Source organism: Streptomyces kurssanovii, assembly GCF_040677245.1.
Lineage (GTDB): Bacteria > Actinomycetota > Actinomycetes > Streptomycetales > Streptomycetaceae > Streptomyces > Streptomyces kurssanovii.
In genome coordinates this window covers 61,164-85,758 of the sequence record NZ_JBFAQK010000003.1, presented here as the reverse complement: position 1 = coordinate 85,758, position 24,595 = coordinate 61,164, and the positions used below count along the sequence as shown (strand labels likewise).

18 protein-coding genes and 3 pseudogenes are annotated in these 24,595 nt (G+C 70.1%); 16 read left to right on the top strand and 5 right to left on the bottom strand.

The genetic code is table 11. The features are described 5' to 3' along the window. Positions 1-397: 397 nt before the first annotated feature. Together AB0K36_RS04095 and AB0K36_RS04090 are read right to left on the bottom strand one after the other, a co-directional pair. A complete protein-coding gene (locus AB0K36_RS04095; RefSeq protein ID WP_364587934.1) occupies positions 398-1,501 on the bottom strand; it encodes an endonuclease/exonuclease/phosphatase family protein in 1,104 nt (367 codons plus the stop codon). A 684-nt stretch (positions 1,502-2,185) separates the two neighbouring features. Then, positions 2,186-2,340: pseudogene (locus AB0K36_RS04090) on the bottom strand (IS5/IS1182 family transposase); the annotation flags it as partial. 17 nt (positions 2,341-2,357) lie between these two features. Between AB0K36_RS04090 and AB0K36_RS04085 the strand changes: the two are divergent. The 9 genes and pseudogenes from AB0K36_RS04085 to AB0K36_RS04045 form a co-directional block, all read left to right on the top strand. Then, positions 2,358-2,651 (top strand): annotated as a pseudogene (locus AB0K36_RS04085) (transposase); the annotation flags it as partial. A gap of 204 nt (positions 2,652-2,855) precedes the next feature. Further along, complete coding sequence (locus AB0K36_RS04080; RefSeq protein WP_364587931.1) at positions 2,856-3,245, top strand: hypothetical protein; 390 nt, start codon at positions 2,856-2,858, stop codon at positions 3,243-3,245. A 12-nt stretch (positions 3,246-3,257) separates the two neighbouring features. Next, positions 3,258-5,438 carry a CHAT domain-containing protein gene (locus AB0K36_RS04075; RefSeq protein ID WP_364587928.1) on the top strand — a complete coding sequence of 727 codons (2,181 nt, stop codon included), beginning with the start codon at positions 3,258-3,260 and terminating at the stop codon, positions 5,436-5,438. Positions 5,439-5,927: 489 nt separating this feature from the next. Further along, a complete protein-coding gene (locus AB0K36_RS04070; protein WP_364587925.1) occupies positions 5,928-6,779 on the top strand; it encodes a class II glutamine amidotransferase in 852 nt (283 codons plus the stop codon). 321 nt (positions 6,780-7,100) lie between these two features. Next, positions 7,101-9,776: a winged helix-turn-helix domain-containing protein gene (locus AB0K36_RS04065; protein WP_364587923.1), complete on the top strand. Its 2,676-nt coding sequence runs from the start codon at positions 7,101-7,103 to the stop codon at positions 9,774-9,776. A 25-nt stretch (positions 9,777-9,801) separates the two neighbouring features. Continuing rightward, a pseudogene (locus tag AB0K36_RS04060) lies at positions 9,802-9,993 on the top strand (hypothetical protein); the annotation flags it as partial. 180 nt (positions 9,994-10,173) lie between these two features. Then, positions 10,174-11,799 carry an MFS transporter gene (locus AB0K36_RS04055; protein WP_364587920.1) on the top strand — a complete coding sequence of 542 codons (1,626 nt, stop codon included), beginning with the start codon at positions 10,174-10,176 and terminating at the stop codon, positions 11,797-11,799. Positions 11,800-11,817: 18 nt separating this feature from the next. Further along, positions 11,818-12,345 (top strand): hypothetical protein, encoded by a 528-nt coding sequence (locus tag AB0K36_RS04050; RefSeq protein ID WP_364587917.1) that lies wholly within the window; start codon positions 11,818-11,820, stop codon positions 12,343-12,345. A gap of 132 nt (positions 12,346-12,477) precedes the next feature. Further along, on the top strand, positions 12,478-12,675 hold the full coding sequence (locus tag AB0K36_RS04045) for a DUF8691 family protein (RefSeq protein WP_069925412.1): 198 nt from the start codon (positions 12,478-12,480) through the stop codon (positions 12,673-12,675). An 88-nt stretch (positions 12,676-12,763) separates the two neighbouring features. On the opposite strand, the gene AB0K36_RS04040 is transcribed toward AB0K36_RS04045, so the two are convergent. Continuing rightward, positions 12,764-14,173, bottom strand: a complete 1,410-nt coding sequence (locus AB0K36_RS04040) for a DUF2252 domain-containing protein (RefSeq protein ID WP_364587914.1) — start codon at positions 14,171-14,173, stop codon at positions 12,764-12,766. Between the two features lie 503 nt (positions 14,174-14,676). On the opposite strand from AB0K36_RS04040, the gene AB0K36_RS04035 reads away from it, so the two are divergent. From AB0K36_RS04035 to AB0K36_RS04015, 5 genes are all read left to right on the top strand, one after another. After that, entirely contained in the window at positions 14,677-15,339 is a 663-nt protein-coding gene (locus tag AB0K36_RS04035; protein ID WP_364587911.1) for an HdeD family acid-resistance protein, read from the top strand. 26 nt (positions 15,340-15,365) lie between these two features. After that, positions 15,366-16,712, top strand: a complete 1,347-nt coding sequence (locus AB0K36_RS04030) for a hypothetical protein (protein WP_364587908.1) — start codon at positions 15,366-15,368, stop codon at positions 16,710-16,712. A gap of 222 nt (positions 16,713-16,934) precedes the next feature. Next, positions 16,935-17,396, top strand: coding sequence for an SHOCT domain-containing protein (locus tag AB0K36_RS04025; protein ID WP_364587905.1), 462 nt, complete (start codon positions 16,935-16,937; stop codon positions 17,394-17,396). 30 nt (positions 17,397-17,426) lie between these two features. Next, positions 17,427-17,861 (top strand): DUF7144 family membrane protein, encoded by a 435-nt coding sequence (locus AB0K36_RS04020; RefSeq protein ID WP_189465551.1) that lies wholly within the window; start codon positions 17,427-17,429, stop codon positions 17,859-17,861. 88 nt (positions 17,862-17,949) lie between these two features. Then, positions 17,950-19,323 carry a diacylglycerol/lipid kinase family protein gene (locus tag AB0K36_RS04015; protein ID WP_364587902.1) on the top strand — a complete coding sequence of 458 codons (1,374 nt, stop codon included), beginning with the start codon at positions 17,950-17,952 and terminating at the stop codon, positions 19,321-19,323. A 111-nt stretch (positions 19,324-19,434) separates the two neighbouring features. Here AB0K36_RS04015 and AB0K36_RS04010 read toward each other — a convergent pair whose 3' ends face one another. Together AB0K36_RS04010 and AB0K36_RS04005 are read right to left on the bottom strand one after the other, a co-directional pair. Continuing rightward, positions 19,435-20,925, bottom strand: coding sequence for a long-chain-fatty-acid--CoA ligase (locus tag AB0K36_RS04010; RefSeq protein ID WP_364587899.1), 1,491 nt, complete (start codon positions 20,923-20,925; stop codon positions 19,435-19,437). Continuing rightward, positions 20,922-21,989, bottom strand: coding sequence for a TauD/TfdA family dioxygenase (locus AB0K36_RS04005; protein ID WP_364587896.1), 1,068 nt, complete (start codon positions 21,987-21,989; stop codon positions 20,922-20,924). Before AB0K36_RS04005 ends, AB0K36_RS04010 begins: the two co-directional genes overlap by 4 nt. A 166-nt stretch (positions 21,990-22,155) precedes the next feature. On the opposite strand from AB0K36_RS04005, the gene AB0K36_RS04000 reads away from it, so the two are divergent. Both AB0K36_RS04000 and AB0K36_RS03995 read left to right on the top strand, forming a co-directional pair. After that, a complete protein-coding gene (locus tag AB0K36_RS04000) occupies positions 22,156-23,178 on the top strand; it encodes an AraC family transcriptional regulator (RefSeq protein WP_364587893.1) in 1,023 nt (340 codons plus the stop codon). Positions 23,179-23,517: 339 nt separating this feature from the next. Continuing rightward, complete coding sequence (locus tag AB0K36_RS03995; RefSeq protein ID WP_364587890.1) at positions 23,518-24,570, top strand: beta-keto acid cleavage family enzyme; 1,053 nt, start codon at positions 23,518-23,520, stop codon at positions 24,568-24,570. Positions 24,571-24,595: the final 25 nt, after the last annotated feature.

Genomic DNA, 24,595 nt, shown 5'->3' with positions numbered 1-24,595 from the left:
GGTTCAGGACAGCTCGTGCGACGAAACCCTCCTGACTGACCCTCCCCGTGCTCATCACCAACGGCTCGTCCCGTTGGCGGCTGTTCGGCGCGGTGTTCGGCGAGGCCGGGAGGAACGTCATCGACTGGGACCTGATCGAGTCTCAGTTCCGGCACCTGATGGAGGTCGGCCGAACGGATCATCGATCCGAACCGTGCGCCTTGGCGCGGTGGCGTCACAGCGAGGACCCTCATCAGGGTTGGCCAGGGTGTGGACCACCGTGGACAGGCAGCTGGAAGCGCTCACGGATTTCCCCGTGATCGCGGGCGTCCACGAGTTCGCAACCCCACTCGGGCGAAAGAAGGGCTCCACCACTGACGGTGAAGCCCTTTCTCATGCTGTGATTCCGGGCCGTCATTCAGCGCAGCTTGAGCACGCTCCGGACGCCGGCGTGGTCGGAGGGCCACAAACCTGACGGGGTGCGGTCGGCCTGTGTGTGGCCCACCAGGTTGGCCGTCAGCGCGGTGACGCTCCCACGGAAGAGCACATAGTCGATGCGCTGGCTGAGGGTGGAGGTGGGGTTGCGCAGGTCGGGGTTCTGGCAGCAGGTGAAGCCGGGGTTGCGGCCGCCGCGGGTTGCGGTCCAGGCGTCGGTGAAGCCAGCGGCCAGCAGGTGGTTGTGGGTCTGGGTGGCGGTCCCTGGTGTTGCGCCGACTCCACCAGCGGCCGAGTTGAGGTCGCCGAGAAGGACGGTGGGAAGTCCGGTGTCCAGCGGGCCGTCGAGCAGTTCGCCCGCCTGCGCCTCCTGGACGGCGCGGGAGAGGGGGTCCAGATGGGTGGTGACCACCCGAGCCGTGCGCCCTCGCAGGGTGGCATCGGCAGCGACCCAGCCGCTCAGGAACCGGAGGGGGGCATTGGGCGGACAGCCCAGTACCGGGCTGCAGATGGGTACGTGGTTCTCGAACTGCGCCGACTGCGCGTTGGTCACGGAGAAGACGCGCGCGGGCAGGTCGGTGCGGGCCAGGAGTGCGTTGCGGTCGGTGAGCCGGATGTCCTGCAGGCCGGCGGGCGTAGACCGCGGTGCCTCGAAATCGCTGAGCTCCACGGTGGCCACGGCTCTGTAGTGCTTGCCCCTGGCGGCGAGCTTGTCGAGGAGGATCCGCAGGAAGTCGTACTCGACGTGGGTGGCGCTGCCCGGTCCGGCGGGGGTCTGGCTGCGCCAGAGCACGGCTTCCTGCAGGCCCACCAGGTGGGGGTCGCTGTCGGCGATCTCGTCGGCCAGTGCCTCGGCCCGCTCGGGGAAGTTCGTCGCCTGGACGTTCGCGTACGCCGCGGTCACCGCGGCGACGAGCGCCTGTGGGCTGGTGGCGGCGAGGACGGGCGTGAGGTCGGCACCCTGGTAGATGTTGCGGGTCATCACCCGCAACGTGGCAGGGTGCTCGGCGGCCGAGGCCGCGGTGAGTGACCCGGGTACGAGAAGCAGGAGCGCGCCCAGGGCGGCTGTGAACCAACGGCGACTCATCCAGACAGACCTTTCGGTGAAGAGCGGGTGAAAACCCGCGTCCTCCGCGAAACCTAAGGTGGCCGACAGGACGTGGCGATCCAGGCGTAGGCCGTCCGGCCGATGTACATCGCACGCGAATCGGCTCTGTTCTCGTGTACCTGCGCCCAGTTGGCGTGTAGCTGTGCGTACCGCTCAGGGATGCGGCAGGAGCGAGGGAGGGCGGTGCAGCGGACAGCGATAGCAGTCGTTCCGCTTCGAGGTTCGGAAAGCCCCCCCGTCGCCGCTATCGACGATCCGGCGCTGCCGGGGTGCTGGCCGAACCGGCGGCGGCGCGGGCGGACGGGATGGACGCCGACAGCGGTCAACCAGTGGACGCCTGGGCGCTGGGGCTGGTCCAGGTGGGCAGGTGTACTGGCTGTGCGGGTGGCCTCGTGGACTGTGCTCACCGACCGCCGGCGTTGTCAGTTGCTCGGGATACGGTGCGGAGTGATAGGCCGGACGGAGATCGTGAGGGACCGCGGCCATGGGGGGTGGGTAGGAAGGTCCCCGGCATCCAGCCCGGGACTGGATTGGTATCCGTGTCCCCACCCCCCAGCTCCGCCCGCCAGAGTCTGGACTGTGCGGTGAGCGGTACGGTTGACCAACCGTGCCATCTGAAGCGTCGGCATGGACGGGATGATCTTGGTGTGGCCGGTGTGATCACGGCGTCGGAGCCGTCCTGGACAGGTTCGTGCGCCAGTACGCCGCGACCAGCAGGTCCCGGTCCTCCCGCGGAAGGCTCCACGGCCGGTGCGGACCGCGTCCGCGCCCTCGCGCCGCAGAACCGTCACCAGCTTCCCGAACTGCCGCGGGCTCAACCCGGTGAACGGGCAACGACGGCACCCTGGTGCCCACCCGCGACCACACCATCGCCGAGCGGTCGAAGAACTACCGATACTCCACCAACCACCAGGTCGTCATCGACGCCGACACTCGGCTGGTCGTCGTGGTCGGCCGGCCACCGCCCGGCAACCGCAACGACTGCAAGGCGTGGGAAGAGTCCGGAGCGAAAGCCGCCGTCGGCACAACGATGACGATCGCCGACGGCGGTTATCCGGGCACCGGACTCGTGATGCCCCACCGGCAACGCAAGGACGAGGAACTGCCCGACTGGAAACAGGCCCACGACGCCCCGGAGATGTCATGGCTGATCCCCCTGGGCCTGTTGTACGTCCGCGGCGGGAGCAGATCAGGAAGAGGCTGAAGTTCCTCCGTTCCCCGTACAGATGGGAACAAAGGCTGAAACCATACGTACCAGGGGCCTTGAGCCATGCTGGTGCCAGGTCGCGGAGCCCTGCGCACAGCACGGAAACCGTTCATCGGGGGGATGTCCATGGGTGAGACGATCAAGATGCGTATCCCCAGCGACCTTGCGGATCTGCTGGTCAGCGAGGGGTACGCCACCCCGACACGCGGTCGGCGGAGTTCGTTGTGGGCGCTGGACGGGGACTTCCTGGGAAACGCCACTACGGTAATCGCGCTGCTGCAGGCGCCGCAGACCGTCGCCTACCTGGCCAAGGCGATCCGCAAGCTGGCCAACCGGGCCCGGGACGAGGACACAACGAGTAGTCCCAGACTCTCGGTCGAGGCGACCGGCCCGTCGGGGCAGATCCGGTTCGACGGTGAGGCGAGTGTGGAGGAGATCGAGCGCCTGCTCCGGCAGACGATCCTTGTCCAACCCGCCGACCACCGGGAGGTCCACGGCGCCAGTGGCACGGACTGATCGGACCCCGACATGAGTTCCTGGCGACAGCGCGTCGAGTCCCGCATCGTGTCTGCCGTCCAGCAGCGCCTGGGCGTCGAGTTGGTCAAGGACCTCGGCAAGGTCGACGACCAGGACGTGCAGGCGATCGCCCGTCTGTACCGAATCCTCGACCGGAAGCCTGTCTACGCGGCGGCGCTGAACCACATCGTGTCGGCCGTGGAACAGCACTACGCCGGCCCGTCGCTCAAGCCCCTGACGGGTTGTCTGGTCTCTTCTCTGCTCCATGAGACCGGAAGGGCCTTCCAGGCACGCGGATTCGCGGAGGAGGCGAGGGAATGCGATCGTCTCGCCGCCGCGGTGGCCCCCGGCGGGCCGGACCAGGTCATTCTCCACCTGCTGTCGGCCATTTCGAGTCAGCAGGAGCTGTACCTGCTGACCCCGCTCACGGTGGACGCCGTCCTGCGGGCGCTGCTCCACGAGACGAGCCGCAGCGGCCGCCGGATCCGACGCGCGGGCATCCTGGTCGGCGTGGCCTACGCCGCCCACACCACCGCCAACATCGAGCGGCTCGGGGACGCCGTCGAGGCGCTGTCCCACGTGGCGACCACCTCCGGGGCCGCCGCGCTGGCCACCTACTACCGCTCCCGTCACCTGATCGCCACGGGAGACATGGAGGCCGGGCTGGCGGCCGAGACGCAGTTCAGACACCAGGCGGCCGCGATTACCGCCCGGGACAAGGACTACAAACAGGTCGACCTCATTCGGTCCACCTTCCGGAACACGTCCAGCGCCATGGCGAGGGCCGACGCAGCTGTACGCGCCGAAGACTACGTCCAGGCTGCGCAGTGGTACGAACGCAGTGCGGAAGAGCTGCCCGCAGGACCCATGCGGGCAGCCATGTGTGTCCTGGCAGAGGCCGCACGTGTGACGGGGGACCTCCTGCCCTCCGTGGACGCCGTGCGGGCGGCACTCTCCCGCCTGCGCGCCGGCGACGCGTTCGCGGCACGATCCACTCTCGACGTGGAGATGGTCCTGACAGGGATCCTCATGCGGACGGTCGACCTGTACGAGGCCGCGGACCAGACGCCTGGTCAAACGCCCCAGGCCGAGGCGACGCTCGTGGCAGAGGTCGCCGATCTCCTCGGTGACGTGCGAGGCGGTGCCGTGGTGGGCCACCCGAAGCAGAGAGACGCGTATCGCAGCGACGCGCTCGCGGATCTCACCCTTCTGAAGCTGCTTTCGCGCACTCCCCAGCCGGTCGCACCGTCGGCGATTGCCGAGCGCCTGCCCGACCACCATGTTGTCTGGGTCGTCTTCAGCGGTGCCAGGGTCGGTGAGCACGTCCTGACCATCGTCACTCTCCGCCCCTCCGGTCCGTATCCCCTGGTCCGGCGGATTTCCGTGTCGATGGCCGACGGGAGGGCACTGGCACAGTGTTCGGACGAGGAGTCCGAGGATGCTCCGGAGGAGGCCCTGCTCCACGTCCGTTCCCTCGTCTTCGCCGATCTGGACCCCGCCGTTTCCGCTCCGCGCATCCTGCTCGTGCCGGACACCGCGACCTGGTCGATGCCCTGGAGCGAACTGGCACCGCCGCAGGCCTCGGACGTGGCACTCACCCGGTCCGCCGGTGCGACCCTCCGCAGTCGGCCTGCAACACGCGTCGACCGGCCGCGGGTTATCGGGATCTTTGACGAACAGGGCCTTCAGGGCTCACGCCAGGAAGCGCAAGCGCTGGAGGAGCTGGCCGAACAGGGACACATCCGCTTCACCCGTGTGCACTCCCTGCCGGAACTCGACAACGCGCTCGCCAACGCTTCCTACGACCTGCTCACCATCAGCGTGCACGGCACCGCGGACGACGGTGTCGAGTACCGCATGCTCCTGCCCGACAAGCCCTCCTCCCCAGCGGCCCTGCTCCATCTCGCCCTTCCCCCGACCGTCGTTCTCGGCTGCTGCTGGTCGGCCAAGTCCACGGACACGCCCGACACCACTGCCGCGGCGCTGTCCTGTCTGGCCGCAGGCGCGTCCCAGGTCATCGGCGGACTGTGGGCCATCGACGACGAACTGGCCGGTGAACTGCTCACCCGCACCTACGACGGCCACCTGCGCCACGGGATGCCCCTCGCCCAGGCGTTCCGCACGGCTCATCTGGCACTCCCCCGGGACGACCGCCCAGCGGCTGCGGGACTCGCGTTCATAGGCCACCCCTGACGCCTCACACGACCCACATCCGGTAGATGCCGTCGGATCACCGTCACCTCGTCCTTGATTCACTCGGACCACCTAAGCGCTGTGGCACGCGCTGCCGAGGGCCTGGGAGTAGTCAGCGGGGCCAGACAGGACCGCCTGCCTGGCCCCGCTGACGTCAGGTCGCGGCCCTCCACCCAGCCCCCGACGACGGCACTCGCCGTCCGTCCCCCACGGCAACCCACCCCGGCCCCTGGCCGGGGTGGGTGAGACCGGCCAGGGCCCGCCCCCTGCTCCGCATGTCAGGCGGCGGTCCACCGATGCGGCCGCAAGGGCGCGGCGCTCCACCAATGCCGTTGGCGTACGCCTCGCGCCTGGCCGCGACGCAGGTGCCGGGGAACGTGCGTAAGCGATACTGGTGACATTCCCTCCGGCCCCGGGTCGGCGGAACGCCGCATCCGGCCCGCCGTTGTCTCTTGATGCCTCTGACTACGAGAAACGGAGGAATCCGAGATGTGCCGCTGGATCGCGTACACGGGTACACCCGTCTTTCTCAGCCGGGTCCTGTTCGAGCCGGAACACTCCTTGATCGACCAGAGCCTGCATTCCCGTATGGGTGTGGAGACGACCAACGGTGACGGCTTCGGCGTCGGCTGGTACACGCAGGACACGACCACTCCCGCGGTTCTGCGGGACGTCGGCCCGGCTTGGAACAACCGCAATCTGCAGGAAGTCGCCCACCATGTCCGGTCGGGTCTGTTCTTCGGGCACATCAGGGCCTCGACCGGAACGGCCGTGCAGCAGACCAACTGCCACCCCTTCCGGCACGGTCGCTGGATGTGGATGCACAACGGGATGATCAGCGGATTCCACCGGTTCCGGCGTGACTTGGTCCTGACCGTCGACCCGGCTCTGTACCCGGACATCGAGGGTTCCACCGACTCCGAGCTCATGTTCTTCCTGGCTCTCACCTTCGGCCTGGCAGAAGATCCGCCCGGTGCCGTGGCGCGTATGGCAGGCCTGATCGAGAAGACGGGGCACGCGCATGACGTCCCGTACCCGTTGCAGATGACCATCGCGGTCGCCGACGGCGAACGAGTGTGGGCCTTCCGCTACTCCAGCGAGGGCCGCTCCCGGTCGCTGTACTACAGCACCAAGGTGGACGCTCTGCGCGCGCTGCACCCGGAGACCTCGTTCCTGCGGGATATTTCGGACGAGACCCGCCTCGTCGTCTCCGAACCGCTGGGCGCACTCCCCGGAGCCTGGAACGAGGTGCCGGAGAGCAGTTACGGCGTCATCCAGCCGGGTGGGGACGCGCTTCACGCCTTCCGTCCCCAACTCCACGACGGTCCGCTTCCGGCCTGAGCGCGCCGGCCTCACTGAGGCAAGGTGTCCGCGGAATCGTCTCGGGCCGGGGATCCGGGAAGGGGCACGGCCGCCGCGAGCCGCCGAGTCCGATCATGGCGGTCAGGAGGCTGGTGAGCGGCTCGGAGTGCGTGCCACGTCACTCACAGCTGCCCAACGGCGTCGGCGCGGAGCGTCTCAAGGGCTGCGATTCGTGGCCGTGGCGACGTACTGGCTGGTGAGAGGGCCAGGAGCCGGTGTCCCGTGCGCCGCGGCAGGAGGACTGGGATGCTGGAACGGGAGGCGCTATGAAAGTGACGCTGCCGGCAGGTGGTGAGCGCTGTGGTTGATATCTCTGACCATGCCAGGGGCCCGACCATTCCGGCTGTGCCGTACGCCGACCCTGTCGGAGACCCGTTCCTGCGGGCCCGATTCGCTCTTCCCGCGAGGCCGGTCACGTTTCTGCGGCGACAGCGGCTCATCGACCATCTCGATCAGGCTCTCCGGACGCCGTTGACAGTGATCAACGGCGCGGCCGGGGCCGGCAAGACCGTGCTGGCAGCGCACTGGGCCGCCGGACTGCGGCAGCCGGTGGCCTGGCTCACGGCTGAGGCCGGGGCGCTGCGTCCGGGGGTGTTCTGGGCGTACGTTCTTCAGGCCATGCGTGCTTGCGACGGGCCGCTGTCCGACGCAGTGGTGGCTCCCGCGGACGCCGACCGGGTGGACCGTAGGCTGCTGGCAACGCTCGCTGCCGAGCTCAACGATCGCGACCGGCCCCTGGTCCTCGTACTCGACGAGTACGACCGTGTGACCGCTCCAGATGTCGCTGAGCAGCTCGAGTTCGTCCTGCACCATGCCGGTCGGGGGCTGCACCTCGTCCTCGTCACCCGCACCGAACCGTTGCTTCCGTTGCATCGGTACCGGGCGGCCGGCGAGCTGACGGAGATCCGCGCCGCTGAGCTTGCCTTCACGCCGGAGGAGACCGTCGCGCTGCTGGAGCTGCACGGTCTGAGTCTTCCGGTCCGCGCCGCGCGCGCCCTGGTGGACCGGACCCGGGGATGGGCGGCCGGCCTGCGGCTGTCCGCCCTGGCCGCTCTGGACAGCGCTGATCCGGAGCTCTACCTGAAGGAGTTCGAGGCGGACCGCAGTACGGTCGCGGACTTCCTGCTGGCCGAGGTCCTGAAGGGACAGCCGGAGGAAACGCAGGATCTCCTGCTGCGTGTCAGCGTCCTGGAGCGTTTCTGTCCCGATCTGGCCAACGCGCTGACACTGCGGACCGATGCCGAGCCCATCCTCGCCACGCTGCACCGCGACAATGCGTTCGTCGAGCCCTTGGGGCACTCGTGGTATCAGCTCCACCCCCTGTTCGGGGAGATACTCCGGGCACATCTGCGCCAGCGCCTGCCCGGCCTGGAGCCGGAACTGCACCTGAGGGCCGCGCGGTGGCTGCGCCGTTCCGGATTCCTGCCGGAGACACTCGCCCACGGCGCCGCTGCGGGCGACTGGGATTTCGCCGCCGGTGCCCTCGTCGACGACCTGGCGATCGGGCAGCTCTTCACCAGCCTGCGCTCGGGTGACCTGACCCAGTTGTTCTCCCACATGGGGCCCGAGGCCAGGAGTCCGGCTTCCGACCTCGTGCGCGCGGCCCGCAACCTGTCCGGGCACGACCTGGAACGCGGCATGACCCGTCTGCGCCACGCCGAGAAGCGTCTGGCCGACGACGCGCCCGACCTGGCGGCCGCCCAGCTGAGCTGTGCGCTGCTCGAGGCACTGGCCGGTCGTCTGACCGGATGTCCCTCACTGGCCGAGAAGGCCGCTGAAGCGGCCGACGGACTGGTCCATGAGGTCCCGGCACACCTCCTGGACAAGCATCCTGAACTCACCGCTCTGCTGCTGACCCATCTGGGCTCGGCCCGCCTGTGGGCCGGGCACTTCGAGGACGCGAGAGCTGCCCTGACCACGGCGGCCGGCGCCCCCGGCGGAGCCTCTACCGTCCTGCCCCGGCAGGACTCGATGGAGCACCTGGCCCTTCTCGACTACCTGGACGGCTGGCTCGGGCGGGCGGAGCGCAAGGCCTTGGCGGCGGTGTCCCAGGCGGAGCGGGACGGCGTTCCCCAGCCGTCCGGCTCAGGCATCGGCCAGTTGGTCCTCGCAGCCGTGGCCATCGACCGCCATGAGCTGGGCCGGGCACGGGCCCTCCTCGATGAGGCGCCGCTCCCACCAGGAGGACACGACCCGGTGTCGGCTGCGGGACGAGCCCTCGTCACGGCTCGCCTCCTGTTGGTCAGGGGCAAGGCGGGAGCCGCTGCCGAGGCGACGGACCCGGCCGTCTCCACCGCCGTGGCCTCACCTTGGGCGACAAGCCGCGCAGCGCTCGTCGTCTCCGCCGCCCACCTGGCCGAAGGACGGCCGGACCAAGCGGCCGAGGAGCTCCAGGGCGTGTCCGGCGACCAGCCGGTGTGTGTCGCGGAGGCCGCGGCGATCCAGCTTGCCGCAGGCGGTACCGGGGCAGCCATCGATCTGCTCGACGGCATCCGGTCCGGGGGCCGCTCCGGGCCGGCCGTGACCGTGCGGGCGGCGCTGGTGAGGGCTCAGGCAGCTGAGAGTGCGGGGGACGCCGCCACTGCCCGCAGGCTCGTCGGGCAGGCGCTCCTCGACGCCCGGCGGGAGCGGCTGCGACGTCCGTTCCTCGACGCCGGAGCATGGATACGGCCGCTCCTGGCCACGCCTCCGCTTGACGAACTGGCTGCCGACTGGCTCACACCCGGCACGCCGCGACGCGACGAGCAGCCGCAGCAGGCTTCGCCGCCCCCGCCGCTCGTCGCGGTGGAGCTGAGCGGACGCGAGCGCGATGTCCTGGAGCGGCTGGCCCGGATGATGTCGACGGAGGAGATCGCCGCCGACATGTACGTGTCGGCGAACACGGTGAAGACCCATCTCAAGAGCGTGTACCGAAAGCTGGCGGTGAACAGGCGCGGCGACGCAGTGCGCCGCGCACGCGACCAACGGCTGTTGTGATGGCTCTGCCGGTTCTGCGCTCGCCGGTCTGTTCGCTGAGGAGGTCGGTCCCACGGGAGAGCAACTCGGTAACTTCCCGCAAGCGTTCACTCACCTCGCGCTGATCACGGCTGCTCTCTCCCTCGATCAGCAGATGGACGCCGCCGACCGAGCCTCGGGCCCTGCGCGCGGTCCTCAAGGAACCCGTGGGGCCGCGCGCTTGAGCAGCGCCCGGTAGCACCCTGACCGGGCCGTTGCGCGACCGGCACAGGCTCTCCAGGGATCCGGTCCCTTCCCCCGTCACGGGTGAGGCGCGGGGTGGGTTCCTTCGGTTCCGATGGGAGGAGCGGCGAGGCATGTGCCGGCCGCTGCCCGGCGACTCCGTCGGCGTTCCGGCCTAGGCGGCGAGGTGGACAGCGTGAAGCACTGGCGGGCCCTGATCGTCCTCGGTACGGCCCAGTTCCTGATGGTCCTGGACACATCCGTCATGAACGTGTCCATCAGTCAGCTGGTCGAGGACTTCGACACGGAGGTCACCGCGATACAGGCCGTCATCACCCTGTACGCGCTCGTCATGGCGGCGTTCATGCTCATCGGCGGCAGGTTCGGTGACATCGTGGGGCGTCGCCGCATGTTCCTTCTGGGGCTGGTCGTGTACGCCGTGGGGTCGGCTCTGACCGCCGTGGCGCCCACGCTGTGGGTCCTCCTGCTGGGTTGGTCCGTCATCGAGGGGATCGGCGCCGCCATGGTGCTGCCGGCCATGGCCGCCCTCGTCGCGGAGTCGTACCGCGGGCGGGAACGGGCCGTCGCCTACGCGGTCATCGGCGGGCTCGCCGGCGCCGGGATCGCGGTCGGCCCGCTGCTGGGCGGCTGGGTGACGACGTACCTGACCTGGCGCCTGGTTTTCGCCGGTGAGGTCGTGGTCGTCGTGGCCGTCCTCTTGTGCCGCCGGATGATCGCGGCGTCCGCCCCGACCGGCGCTCGTCCCCGGCTGGATGTGGTCGGTGCCGTGCTCTCCGCGGCCGGACTCGCGCTGGGCGTGCTCGGGGTGCTGCAGAGCAGCACCTGGGGATGGGTGCAGCCCCGCAACCCTCCCTTCACCGTCTTCGGCTTCGCCCCGACACTGTTCGTCGTCGGCGCCGGGGCGGCCGTCCTGGCACTCTTCCGCTACTGGGAGCGGCGGCGGGAGCAGCAGGGTGCTGACCCCCTCATGCACTTGTCGCTGTTGCGCAGGCCCGTGCTTCGGTCCGGCCTGATGACTCTGCTGAGCCAGAACCTCATCCTGCTGGGTCTGTTCTTCGCCATCCCGCTGTACTTGCAGGTGGTTCAGGGTTTCGATGCCTTCCAGACGGGCCTGCGCCTGCTTCCTGTGTCCGTGACCATGTTCGTGACCTCCTTGTCCGCCGCCTCGCTGGGGCGGGTGCTGGGGCCGCGCCGGGTGGTCCGGCTGGCTCTGGTGACCTTGGCGGCGGCGGTCGTGTGGCTGCTGGCCACCATCGATCCGGTCATCGACGACGCGCAGTTCGCCGGAGCCATGGCCCTGCTGGGCGTGGGTGTGGGCCTGCTCGCCTCGCAGCTGGGCAACGTCGTCCAGTCCGGCGTCGGCGAGGAGGAACGCAGCGAGGCCGGAGGACTCCAGTTCACGGCACAGAATCTGGGCTCGGCGCTGGGCACCGCGCTCATCGGGTCGATCCTCATCGGTGCGCTGGCGCACGCCTTCACGACGCAGGTGGCGGACAACCCGCGGCTGTCCGCAGAGACCCGTGAGCAGGTCGGTGTCGCTCTTCAGGCGGGGGTCACCTTCGTCCCTACCGATCAGGTGCGCTCCGCGGCCGAGCGTGCCGGGTTGCCGCCGTCCGAGGTCGATGCCGTCGCGGACGCCTACGCCTCCGCGCAGTTGGACGGCCTGAAGGCGGCGATCCTCGCCACCGGCGGGATCGCTCTGGCCAGTTTCCTGGTCACACCGCACCTTCCGAGCACCCGGGAGAGCCGCCCGCGGCCGGGCGACGGCACTTCGGCCGGCGCGACGGGATCGACGCGCTGAGTCCGAGAGGAGTCACCAGTGCCCAGAAGCAGGTCCGGCCCGAACACTCCGCGTCGGCCGGGCGATGTCGAGCACCGTGCTCACGCGGACTACACGGGCGGCGTCTACGGATCGATGCTCGCCGCCTCCGTGGTGATCGGCGCCGGCTCGCTGGGCTCCTTCCCACGAACCGAGCTGGTGCTGCTGCTGCTCGTCACCTCTCTGGTGTTCTGGATCGCGCACGTGCATGCCCAGCTGTTCGGGGCGCGCCTGGCGCAGCAGGCTCCGGACCGCCGGGTCGTGCTGCGCGTGTGTCGCGAGGAGTGGCCGATCGTCAAAGCGGCCGTCCCACCGGCCGCTGCCGTGGCCGTCAGTCCGCTCCTGGGCCTTGATGTGCGAGGTGGTCTCTGGCTGGCTCTGTCCGTCGCTGTGGCCGGCCAGGTGGGCTGGTCCGTGGCCGCCGCACGCCGCGCCGGTGCTCCGCCGCGGCTCATGGCCGTCACCGCGTCGGTCAATCTGTTGCTCGGTCTGCTGATCGTCTCTTTCAAGATCCTTCTGACTCATTGACGACGTGCCGGCCCTTCGCCGCCGTGCGACGGGTCACCTGCCGCGGGTGAGGTGCGCAGTGGCGGCAGGGGGGACGATCGCAGGGAAGGGAGTCGTCCGCCTGTCCCAAGCATGTCCATGGGAGGACAGCTCGTGCGCTACGAGATCCGCGTCGAAGGGCACTTGTCGGAAACCTTGGCCAAGGCATTTCCGGAGCTGGGCCACGTAGTGATGTCCGGCCAAACGGTCCTTTTCGGTCCTGTCGTGGACGAAGCACACCTGTACGGTCTGCTGGCACGCTGCCAGTCGCTCGGATTGCGCGTCATGGAGATGCGGCAGTTGCCGGAATGACAGCGCGGCGGGGACACCGGCTCCGCACGGGAACTTTCGCCACGGCCGCTCTGGGCCCCGTCGGGCGACCTCACGCCCGGCAGGAGCGTCAGCTCCGCTCCGCCGTGATCCGTCCGGAGCGACAGGCGGCCTCCAGCGCCTCGTGGTCCCGCTCGTTCTGGTCGGCGTAGGACTGCGCGAACTCAGCGAGCGCGCGGTCGAAACGGTCGCTGCCACCCAGATAGGCGGCCAGGGCGATGGGATCGCCCGAGCGGGCATGGGCCCGTGCGAGGGATGCCCCGCACAGTCCGGCGAAGAGGGACAGCAGACCCGGCCCCATGGTTTCCGGCCGTGCGATGCCCTTCCAGTCCCACAGCTGGCGCACATAGAAGTCCCGGCCCTGCCCGTCGAGGCCGACGACGCGGGTCCAGCCGAGGAAGATGTCGCCGGCCGTCTGCATCAGGCGCTGCCCTGCCACCACCCGGCGGCCCTGGTTGTCGTAGGGTTCGCCGCCCGTGTGGGCGGCCAGCACCGACTCCTGGGCCTCCTTGGCCTGCAGCAGCAAGGGGTCGTCGTCGTCCTTGCCGAGCAGGAGCAGCACCCAGCAGCGCGTACCGACGCTCCCGACGCCCACCACCTTCCGCGCCATGTCCACCAAGCGGTAATGACGCAACAAGTGCCGGCGTTCGGACGGGAGGGTCCGGGCGTAGTCGTCGAGGAGGGCCTGGAATTCCTTTACCCGCCCGCTCTCGGACTGGTCCGGCGACAGTTGTCCGAGCGGGGTGATGAGCGGTGGGTCGGGGGCGATGCGCCGGCCCTCTGCCGTGACGCGGGTGAGCTTCGCGAAGGCCTCGAGATGCGTACGCGTGCGGGCGCGCGCCGTGGCTTTGGCGGTACGGCGCCTGGCTTCCCTGTCCATCGACGAGGCCACGAGTTCCCGCATCCGGTCGGCGTCGTCCTGCGCGTACCAGATGTCCAGAGTGCGCATGCCGGCGAACTGGTGCATCCGCTCCCGATACGCCCTCACACAGGCCAGCACGGTCCTGTTCTGCTCCTTGAGCGAGAAGCCGTTGGCCCGGCCCGCCGTCACGAAACCCGCCGTCAGCCGCTTGACATCCCATTCGAACGGTCCGGGCAGGGTCTCGTCGAAGTCGTTGATGTCGAAGACCAGACGTCGCTCCGGCGAGGCGAGCAGCCGGAAGTTCAGCGGGTGGGCGTCCCCGCAGAGCTGCACCTGCAGCCCGGTGTTGGGCAGGGGTGCCACGTCCGCCGCCATGATCGCGGCTGCGCCGCGGTAGAAGCGGAACGGCGACTCCAGCATGCGGCCGTAGCGGATCGGCACCAACTCCGCCACCCGGTCGGCCGACTGCCGCTCTATCGCTGCGATCGGGTCGGGTCGCTGCTGTGCCGTCTCGTACCAGCCGTGGCAGGAACGAGACGCCCGCCTGCGCGCGTTCCTGCCGTACGCCGCCCGTTCGGCCGGTGACAGGGACGCGGTGAACCCGCTGGGTACGGTCATGGTCCGGCCTCCCGGTCTGGCGTCCCATCAGTGCCGGAACGCGGCTCGTGCGACGGCTCGGCGCGCTGCCTGCTCCCGCCCGTCCGGACAGCGTTCGCCGGCACCCGCGGCGCCTCCGACGAGCGGCAGCCGTCCCGTGCTCCGGAGCATGACCGTGCTGAACGTGATCAGGGTGAAGCACGGGGCATCCGAAGGCGATGAGCACGGCGCGGCCCTCCGGGCGGAGCCGCCGGTGGGCGTACGGCCCCGACGGGTCGTGGGTCCGGACCGTGCTCGGATCGCTCTCATCTCATGTCTCTTCGTTCCGTCCCACTCGGCGGACCGGTGGGCAGCTCGTCCGCGGACTCCTAGCTCACCGCCTGGGCGGCGTCGCCGGTTCACCCGTGGCGGGTGACCCCTGGCCCGGTGACAGGCGTGATCCTGAAACGGTCGGGTGGCACACCGCCTCTTCGTACCACCCCACGGACGTCCCGAGGCACCGCTCGATCATGCGTGGAGGAGCCATGACCATGCCGCGTCATCAGGCATCGCGCACCGGGCCGGAGCCCCGGCCCGACGAACCGGCCCCCGGTACGACGGGCGGCGACCCTGCGTACGTCCTTGCCCGGCTCGGCCGTTCCTGGACCTGGCTCCTCGGCTCCGCCGTCGCGACGCTGGTGCCGGGCGTCCTCGTCCTGGTGTGGCCGGAGGCGACCCTGCACGTGCTGGCTGTGCTCGTCGGCCTGTATCTGCTGGTGATGGGGGCGTTCCGGTTCGTGGACGTCTTCGCGCGCAAGGGACACGAACGACTGCCCGGGCTGCTCGTGGCCGTGCTGTTCGTCCTGGCCGGAGTGCTTTGCCTGCGGAACCCTCTGCAGACCATCACCGCTCTGGCGCTGATCGTCGGAGCCGTCTGGCTCGTGTCCGGAATCCTCACGCTCTACGCGGCCCTCACCACAGACGATCTGCCGCACCGTGGCGTCGTCCTGGGCGCCGCGGTGCTCGGCATCGTCGCGGGCGTCGTCGTTCTCGCCGTGCCGACCGAGTCGGCCAACGCCCTGACCCGGCTGCTCGGCCTGTGGCTCGTCCTGCTCGGCCTGGCCGAAGCGGTGGTCGCGCTCGCGTGGCGGGCCGCGCTCGCGAGGACGCCCGTCCCAGGGCCGCAAGGTCCCCCTCCTGCGGTCTGACACCGCAACCGCCCCGAGGAGTACCCGTGAACCCGACCGCGGCCCCCGGTCCCTCCGACTCCGGCGGCGCCACGAACGGCGAGCACGCCCTCACCCCCGAGGAACGTGCGGAGTACGAGCGGCTGCGCCGCCTCGCGGCGGTGCGCCACCGGCGGGTACGCCGGGCGGGCTCCTCCGTGCTGCTTGTGCTGACACTTCTGCTTGCGCCCCTGGCCGTCGTCGCGGCCTGGGTCCAGGACACGGTCTCCGACACCGACAGGTACGTGCAGACCATGGCGCCGCTGGCGTCCGAGCCGCCCGTACAGGACGCCGTGATCAACCGGCTCACGGACCGCGTGGTGGAGCGGGTGGACGTCGGGGCGGTGACGGACTCGCTCACCAAGGCACTCCAGGACGCGGGAGCACCACCCCGTGTCGTGGAGGGGGCCGATGCCCTCACCGCTCCCCTGCAGGACGCGGTCAGGAACGTCGTGGACCGCACCGTCCGCGGTGTGATCACCAGCGACGCCTTCCAGCAGGCCTGGGAAGGCGCCAACCGGCGGTCGCACGCCGCGGTGGTGAACATGCTCACCGATGACGGCGGGGGCGCCCTGCGTGCCGAGGGGGGAACCGTCCAACTGGATGTGGGCGAGGTCGTCGACCAGGCACGGGACCGACTCGTCGACGCGGGCTTCGACAAGGCCGCCGCCATCCCGGACACCGACCGGACGATCACGCTGTTCCAGACGGAGGAGCTGGGCAAGGCGCAGGACGCCATGCGCCTGCTCGACGTCCTGGGCGTCTGGCTGCCCGTCCTGACCGTCGCACTCGCCGCCCTCGCCGTGTGGACCGCTCCGGCACACCGGGTGATGCTGATGATCACCGCGACGGGTGTCGGCGTGATGATGGTCGTGCTGCTCGTCGCTCTCGCCGTCGTCAGACGTGTCTATCTGGACTCCGTCCCGCCCACGGCACTGCCCCCCGACGCGGCCGCCGCGATCTACGACACGTTCGTCCGCTTCCTGCGCGACAGCACGCGCACACTGCTGGTCGTGTCGGTGATCACGGCACTGATCGCGTACCTCTACGGTCCCGGTCGTCCCGCCCGTGCCGTCCGCGCGGTGGCGGACCGGAGCACGACGGCCGCCGGCCGGGGCCTGGGCCGCGCGGGAGTGCGCACCGGGTCCACCGGACGCCGGCTGGCGGACCACCGGGCGTGGACCACGGGTGGGATCATCGCGGCCGCAGCGCTGGCGCTGGTGCTCTGGAACCACCCCACGGTCGGAGCGGTGGCGCTCGTCCTCGGCGTCGCCCTGGCAGTCGTGATCGTCCTGGCGATCCTCGCGGCCGCCTCCGGGCCGACCGACCGGGCGGCGGACCGGGCGGCTTCGTGAGCCATGGGCGGAGCCCCGTGGTCCCCCAGGCATCCGCCGCACCCCGCAACCGCGGAAGGAGAGCGACCCCTGGTCCGAGACGGCGGGGAACGGGTCGAGCGGCAGCGATCAGCGCAGCGCGCACACTCACCCGCGCCGGGTGAGGCGCCCGGTGATTGCCGTGGGCACGCTGATGGTGACAGAGAACCGCTGCCGGGTGAACGCCCGGGACGGAGGCCGGACATGACCGCGCAGACCTATATGGCGTACGACTTTCCGCTGCTGGGCGCCTTCTGGGCCATGCTCTTCTTCTTCCTGTGGATCATGTGGTTCGTCCTGCTCTTCCGGATCGTCGCCGACATCTTCCGTGACGACGCGCTGAACGGCTGGGCGAAGACCGGCTGGCTCCTCTTCTGCATCCTCCTGCCCTTCCTCGGCGTGTTCGTCTACGTGATCGCCCGCGGCAGGACCATGGGCCGCCGTGAGGTGGCGCAGGCGCGGGCGCGGCAGGAGGTGTTCGACGCGTACGTCCGGGAGGCCGCGGGCGGGCGGTCCAGCAGCGTCGACGAGCTCGCCAGACTGTCCGAGATCCGCGACCGCGGCGCCATCACTGACGAGGAGTTCCGCAGGGCGAAGGAACTGGTCCTCACCGGCCACGGCCCGGCGGAGCACTCGGGCTCCACCCCTCACACCTCCGGACGCTGAGCATCCGAGCACCACGAAACGAGGCGCGACATGACCGCGACACACACTCGCCCGACGGACACGCCGAAGCAGGAATGGGCAACCGGCCTGACGGTCTTCGCCGCCGTGATGCTCTTCCTCGTGGGTGTGCTCGACATCTTCCGGGGCATCATGGCCATCGCCGAGGACGACATCTTCGTCACCACACCCAACTACGTCTTCGAGTTCGACCTGACCAGTTGGGGATGGATCCACCTCGTCCTTGGGGCGCTCGCCGTGATCGTCAGCATCGGACTGCTCCGGACCGCGATGTGGGCGCGCGTCACCGGCGTGGGCATCGCCGGACTCGTCATCATCGGCAACTTCCTCTCCCTGCCGTACTACCCGGTGTGGTCGATCGTGATGATCGCGCTCTCCGGCTTCATCATCTGGGCCCTGTGCGTGGTCGAGCGCGGCAACCTCTCCGAACTGTCCGAGCGGCGCTGACCGAGCACGGTGTGAGCCGGCCACGGGCGGACGGCGCCGGAGGGCGGAGGGAGGCGTGCCCGAGGACGGCGAAGAAAGGGGCCGACCGGTGGGAACACACGCAGGACACACGAGGAGATCAAGAGCGGCAGGGCCCGCGCCCTCTCGCCAGGGCAGCACCGGACGCGCCCGCCTCGCCGTGCTCGCCCTGCTGGCGAGCATCACGGTGCCGCTCGTCGCCGCCGGTCTGCGGAGCGTGCTGTGGGTGCTGGTCGGCATCGCCGGCGTGGCGCTCGCAGCCGTCGGCGTGTGGTGGGCCCTGGCGCACACCGGTGCGGTGCGCGCCTTGGGCGCGGTCCTCTCGGTGGCCGCGCCGCTCACTGTCCTTGCCCTGTTCGCCACGTTCGGCATGCTGGGGCCGGCCTTGCTGTCCCTGGCCCTGTGGGTGCTGGCGGTAGCGTCGGCGCGTACGGCCCTGAGACCTGGGCACGCCGTCTCCAAGCAGTCACAAGAGGCTGTCGCCGAAACGCCCCGCGCCCCCTGGATCGTCATGAATCCTCGCTCCGGCGGTGGCAAGGTCGGCCGTTTCCAACTGGTGGAGAAGGCCCGGGCGGCCGGCTGCCGGGTGGCCCTGCTCGACGCGGGCCAGGATGTCGTCCAGCTGGCCCGGCAGGCCGCCGCCGCGGGAGCCGACCTGCTGGCGGTGGCAGGTGGCGACGGCACCCAGGCGCTGGTGGCCGAGGTCGCGGCGCGCCACGACCTGCCGTTCGTGGTGGTTCCCGCCGGTACCCGCAACCATTTCGCCCTCGATCTCGGCCTTGACCGCGACGATCCGGCGAAGGCCCTGGAAGCCCTGACCGACGGCGTCGAACTCCGCGTCGACCTCGGGTACGCCGCGGACCGGGTCTTCGTGAACAACGCCTCGTTCGGAACATACGCGTCCGTCGTCACCGAACCCGCGTACCGGGACGCCAAGGCCCGCACGTCCCTGCGCACCCTCCCCGGCCTCCTCACCGGCGAGGGTGCGCCCAGGCTGCGGGCGCGGGCCGACAGGACGTACGTCGACGGACTTCAGGCGCTGCTCGTCAGCAACAACCCATACGGACGCGCCGTCGACGCCGCCCGTCCGGGACGCAGGGAGCGGCTGGACACCGGGCTCCTCGGAGTGGTGTGCCTGCGGGTCGGCAGTGCCGTTCAGGCGGCGGGCGTGGTGCGCGGACCGCGCTCGGGAGGCCTCGTCCGGCTGAACGCCGGGAAGGTCGTCGTAGAAGCCGACTCGGACGTCATCCCGGTCGGCATCGACGGTGAGCACGTCGTCCTGCCGGCTCCCGTCGTGTGCCACAGCGCGCCCGGCGCTCTCCGGGTCCGCGTACCACGCCGTCGCCACGCGCCGCGGGTCGTCGAGGCGTCCGCCGACTGGCCGCGGGTGGCACGGTTGGCGCTGCGCCGCCCGGTCCGGGGACGCGACACCGCACCGGCCTGATGTCCCCGGTGCACGGCATCGCCCCGGAGCGCGTCGCGCAGGCTGCTGCCACAGCTGACCGATGTGTCGGTTCACGGCCGGGGAGCCGGTTCGCCGGCGGACGCCGCGTGGTCACCGATCGGTGACCACGATCTCGCGCTTGAGGATCTTGCCGGTGGGGCCCTTGGGTAGCTCGGCCGTGAAGGTGACGATCCGTGGGTACTTGTACGCCGCCAACCGGTCCTTGACGTGGTCGCGGACTTCCTCGGCCGTGGCTCGGGCACCGGGCCGGAGTGTGATCACCGCGGCGATCTCCTCGCCGTGAACCGGGTGCGGCACGCCGACGACGGCGGCTTCGGCGACGGCCGGGTGCTCGTACAGCACCTCCTCGACCTCACGTGGGTACACGTTGTAGCCACCTCGGATGATCAGGTCCTTCTTGCGGTCGACGATGAAGTAGAAGCCGTCCTCGTCGACGCGGGCCAGGTCGCCGCTGTGGAACCATCCGTCACGGATCGCCTCCGCCGTGGCCTCCGGACGGTTGCGGTAGCCGGTCATCACGTTCTCGCCGCGGATCACGATCTCGCCGACCTCGCCCGGGGGGACCGCGCCGCCGCCCTCGGTGACGAGCTTCATCTCGACTCCGCGGACGGGCCGGCCGATCGAGCCCGCCTTGCGCGGGCGGTCGGGGTGGTTGAACGCGGCGACCGGCGACGTCTCGGAGAGTCCGTATCCCTCGAGTACGGTGACGCCGAAGCGCCGCTCGAAGCCGTGCAGCACCTCGACCGGGAGCGAAGCGCCGCCGGAGACGGCGAGGCGCAGCCTGTGCGCGTCGAAGCCTTCGGGAAGCTCGGCGTGGAGCAGGGCCGCGTACATCGTCGGCACGCCGAGGAACACGGTGACCCCGTCGCGCGCCATGATCTCCAGGGCGCGCCCCGGCTCGAACCGCGGCAGCAGGGTCAGCGTGGCGCCGGCGGCGACGGCCGTGTTGAGCGCGCAGGTCTGGCCGAAGGCATGGAAGAGGGGCAGGCCGCCGAAGAGCACGTCGTCAGGTCCGACCTGGAGCAGCGTCTCGGCCGTGGTGGCGGTGTTGGTGGCCAGGTTCCGGTGGGACAGTTCGGCCCCCTTCGGCGTCCCTGTCGTGCCCGAGGTGTAGAGGATGAGGGCCGGGTCGTCATCGGTCCTGTCGACAACGGGCATCGGTTCGTGGGCCCGCAGTACATCGTCGAAGGCCAGGGGCTCAGTCACCAGGCATGCGGTTCCGGTCTCCGCGGCGGCCTTCGCCACCTCGTCCGCGAACAGGGGGTGCACCAGCGCGATCCGTGCCTCGCAGTCGCGCAGGGTGAAGGCCACCTCTCGGGCCTTCAGGAGCGGATTCAGCGGCACGACCACACCGCCGGCCCGCAGGACGCCGTAGTAGACGACCGGGAACAGCGGGACGTTGGGCATGGTCACCGCGACGCGGTCGCCGGGCCGGACGCCACGGTCATGCAGGAGGGCGGCGAGTCTGGCGCTCGCGTCGTCCAATTGAGCGTAGGTGAGCGTGCTGTCGTCGTGGCGCACGGCGATGCGATCGCCCTTGGCCGCGGCGGAGTTCACCACGAACGTGGCGAGGTTGGTCATGTTGGCAGTCTCCTTGGGTTCGTCTCCGCCTGCGAGGCGGTGTTCCGGGGGCGGATCACGTCGAGTGGGGTGACCCCGCCGCGAGCACCGTCCGTACGTGGGCGGTGTGGCAGGGTCAGCCACAGTCGCAGTAGATGGCGCTTGAGTTCGGGCTGGTCGTGGTCCTCGAACTCCTCTCGCGCATGCATGATCGTGTGGGTGTTGAGCAGCAGCAGATCGCCGACCTGAAGGTCGATGTCGAGCCGGAACTGCGGGGAGCCCGCTACCTCGTCAATGAGGTCGAACAGCTCCAGATCCGCCGGTTCGAGGCGGGGCACCTGGGGGAAGCGCTGGGCGGACTCCAGGTAGCACCGGTTGTAGCGCATGCTCAGTGCTCCCCCCGGCAGCCGGGCGGCGAGCGGGGCGGCCGTGCAGGGCGGCTCCTCGGGAGGTTGTTCCTGCCGACGGTCGAAGCAGTACGGGCGGTACATCCGCTCGGCCAGATCGGGACGCATGCTCAGTACCGCGTTGTGGACGGCCGCCGCGCTGACCAGGGACGTGCGTCCTCCGGTGCGGGGTGCCCGCAGACAGAGCAGCGCGAGCAGATCGGCCCCATCGGTGTGGAAGGGCAGCGCCGCACGGGTCTGGTAACCGCGTGTTGCGGGATCGGCCAAGCTACGGCCGGTGTCCCGGACGTGGCCGAGCATGTGCCCGTCCGCGTTCTGTGCGACGGGGCGCCCCACGTGCTGACCGAGGCCCCAGAAGACCGCGCTCGCTGCCGGCCCGCCCAACTGCTCGGCCGGGAGGCCCTTGACGACCGCGAACCCCCGCCCGTGTTCGAGTGTCCCGGCGATGCTCTTCAGTTCACCGGCGAGCGTGGGGAGCGGGAAGTCGGCTGCTGTCAGCTTCAGCAGTGTGAGATCGCGCCCGCGCGCCTCGCACAGCGCGGTGTCGAGCTCCGCGAGGTGGTGGGGCGAGAGCCGCAGGGTCCACTCCTCATGGTCAGCCAGATCTCCGCCTCGCCACACCGAAGGGCCCGAGCAGGGCGCGGGCAGCGCCCCACCTGGGTCCGCCGTACCCGTCATGTGCGCCTCCGTACCGTCACGCGTATACCGGCCCGGGCCGTCGCCGAAGGGGACCGGGCCGGTGAACGTGCGCCATGCTAGGTTGCGCCTACCTGCCTTGCTTGTCCTGGCGGGACATATGACTTGTTTTCTCGGGACACGACCCGGACAGCCTCTGGAGGGCCACATGAGGCCTCTGGTCCGCACCGCGGCCCTCAGCGGTTATGTCGAGCTGTGCCGCTCGCTCGGCATCGACCCGCAGTCCCTGATGCGGCGCGTGGGCCTGGACACCGCGGCCCTCGCGGTCCAGGACCGGTGGATCTCCGGGGCGGCCGCGGTCCAGGTGCTCGAACTGTCGGCAGCCGCCTCCGGGCACGAGGATTTCGGCGTACTGATGGCCGAGTTCCGGCGCTTCTCCAATCTCGGCCCCGTCAGTCTGGTCGTCCGCGAGGAACCGGACGTACGGAGCGCACTGGGGCTGTTGATCCGTCATCAGCACATGTACAACGAGGTGCTCCACGCCCGGCTGTCCGAAGGCGACGGGCTGGCCACGTTGAAGGTCGACCTGCGGCTCGGCGAGACGATGGAGACCCGGCAGGCCACGGAACTGGCCGTCGCCGCCTTCCACCGGATCCTGCGGGGCTTCCTGCACACACGGTGGCAGCCTCTCTCCGTCTGGTTCAGGCACCCCGGACCGGCGGACACCACGACGCACCGACGCGTGTTCGGCCCCGCGGTGGAGTTCGGCCGCGAGTTCGACGGCATCGTCTTCTACGCCGACGACCTCGATGCGCCCAACGCCACGGCGGACCCGCTGCTGCGGGAGTACGCCCGCCAGTACTTCGAGGCGATCGCGGTCCCCAAGGACACCACCGTCGCGGACCGGGTACGGGAGCTGATCGAGGTCCTGCTGCCGAGCGGGCGCTGCTCGATCGAGCAGGTCGCGCGCAGCCTGGGGGTCGACCGGCGCACCGTCCACCGGCATCTCGCCTCCTCGGGCGAGACGTTCTCCTCACTCCTGAACGCCACCCGCGTGCACCTCGCCGAGCAGTTCGTCGCGAATCCGCGGCGCACGCTGACGGAGATCTCCGACCTGCTGGGCTTCTCGTCGCTGAGCGCCTTCTCGCGGTGGTTCCGCGAGCAGTTCGGATGCAGCCCGAGGTCGTGGCGCACCGACAGGAGCCGACAGCAACTCCCCGGCCAGGACTGACGCCCCAAGCGGCACGAGGGCGGCCGGCACGGGCCGGCTCACTCGGCGCATCACTGAGCGATGTCCCCAAATGACAAGTTTTCCGTCCCCGAGGGTCAAGCAGGCTCGGGTGCTCGCCCCTACCTTTGCAGCACCGCAGAGACGCGGTCGGCCGCCGGAGGAGAGCCGTGGTACTCCCCCAGTGCACGTCCCCTCCGGACCGGTCGAGCGTACCGGGCCGCCATGCGCCCGTTGTCCCCCGGTGACCCGCATCGATCCTCGCCGGTATCTCATGGCCCCCGCATCGCACCGGGCGCTGCTCCCGGCGGGTGATCACCGATCGCACGAAGGAGACGGACCGTGCACTTCCACGACGACTCACTTTTCCCGGAGAACCAGGAGAAGCTGGTGATCCAGGCCGCTCCCTACGGGCCGGAGTGGCTGCCCGGGGACGCCGACGACCTTCCCCTGACGATGGACGAGCACGTCCAGGCGGCCGTCGACTGCCACAACGCCGGCGCCACCGTGCTCCACATCCACGTACGTGAGCTCGACGGCAAGGGCTCCAAGCGGATGTCCATGTTCAACGAGCTGCTGGGCCGACTGCGGGAGGCCGTGCCGGACATGGTCCTGCAGATCGGCGGCTCGATCTCGTTCGCTCCGGAGGACGAGGGCAGCGAGGCGAAGTGGCTGAGCTACGACACCCGCCACCTGCTGGCCGACCTCACCCCGGCGCCGGACCAGGTGACGATCGCGATCAACACCAGCCAGATGAACATCGTCGAGATCATGACCGACGACGATCTGGAAGGCACCTCGATCGCCAAGCCCGAGTACTACAAGGCATACCGCGACATGGTCGTCGAGGCGGGTCCCGACTTCTACCTGGAGCACCTCAAGCGCCTGCACGCGAACGGCATCCAGCCGCACTTCCAGCTCGCCACGCTGGCCCAGCTCGAGACCGTGGAACGGCTCGTCCGAGCCGGCATCCACACCGGTCCGCTGGTCCTCAACTACGTGGCCATCGGTGGCGGCTTCGCGGGCCGGCACCCGGCCGACCTGATCGAGTTCGTCCGCCGCACCCCGGACGGCGCCGTCCTCACCATCGAGAGCTCCATGCGTGCTGTGGCGCCGATGAACGCGATCGGCATCGCGCTCGGCGTGCACGTGCGCGTGGGCAACGAGGACAACCTGTGGCGGCGCAAGGGCGAGCGCATGACCACCGTCGAGCAGGTCGAGCAGATGGTGCAGATCTCCGAGGCGCTCGGCCGCGACATCGCGACCGGCGCCGAGGCCAAGAAGATCTACAAGCTCGGCGAGTACTACTCCGGCGCCGACGAGACGCTGGCCCGCCTCGGCATGGTGCCCAACCGCCGTCCTGGCCGGCGCGGCTTCATGCTGCGCGACGTCTGATCGCGGCACGGGACCACCGCGCCGC